This window comes from Xenorhabdus thuongxuanensis, from assembly GCF_001908095.1.
Lineage (GTDB): Bacteria > Pseudomonadota > Gammaproteobacteria > Enterobacterales > Enterobacteriaceae > Xenorhabdus > Xenorhabdus thuongxuanensis.
Window position 1 is genome coordinate 1 of the sequence record NZ_MKGR01000082.1, and the last position, 1076, is coordinate 1076.

Sequence of the window (1076 nt, forward strand, 5' to 3'; positions counted from 1 at the left end):
CATGTTGATGTTGTCACCTGGCATTACCATCTCTACGCCTTCTGGCAGTTCGATAGTACCGGTTACGTCAGTGGTACGGAAGTAGAACTGTGGACGGTAACCTTTGAAGAATGGAGTATGACGGCCACCTTCATCTTTGCTCAGGATATACACTTCAGATTCGAACTGAGTGTGTGGGTGGATAGAGCCTGGCTTCGCCAGAACCTGACCACGCTCAACGTCATCACGCTTAGTACCACGCAGCAGAACACCAACGTTCTCACCTGCACGGCCTTCGTCCAGCAGTTTGCGGAACATTTCAACGCCGGTACAAGTAGTTTTAGTGGTTTCTTTGATACCCACGATTTCAACTTCGTCACCGACTTTAACGATACCACGCTCTACACGACCGGTAACTACAGTACCACGGCCGGAGATGGAGAACACGTCTTCGATTGGCAGCAGGAATGGCTTGTCAATGTCACGCTCTGGTTCTGGGATGTAAGAATCCAGGGCTTCTGCCAGTTCGATCACTTTCGCTTCCCACTCTGCATCGCCTTCCAGCGCTTTCAGCGCAGAACCACGGATGATTGGGGTGTCGTCGCCTGGGAAATCGTACTGAGACAGCAGCTCACGCACTTCCATTTCTACCAGTTCCAGCAGCTCTTCATCATCAACCATGTCACATTTGTTCAGGAACACGATGATGTAAGGAACGCCTACCTGACGACCCAGCAGGATGTGCTCACGAGTCTGTGGCATTGGGCCATCAGTTGCAGCAACTACCAGGATCGCGCCGTCCATCTGAGCCGCACCGGTGATCATGTTTTTCACGTAGTCGGCGTGGCCTGGGCAGTCAACGTGTGCGTAGTGACGAGTTGGGGTATCGTACTCTACGTGAGAAGTAGAGATGGTGATACCACGTGCTTTTTCTTCTGGTGCGTTGTCGATCTGGTCGAATGCACGCGCGTTACCGCCGTAAGTTTTTGCCAGAACGGTAGTGATTGCAGCAGTCAGGGTAGTTTTACCGTGGTCAACGTGGCCGATAGTACCAACGTTAACGTGCGGTTTTGAACGTTCAAACTTTTCTTTAGACA

The 1076-nt window shown here is 51.5% G+C and carries 1 protein-coding gene; it reads right to left on the reverse strand.

Going from position 1 to position 1076, the window contains the following annotated elements:
• A partial coding sequence (gene tuf, locus Xentx_RS18100) for an elongation factor Tu (protein ID WP_074021869.1) occupies positions 1–1076 on the reverse strand: 1076 nt, incomplete at both ends.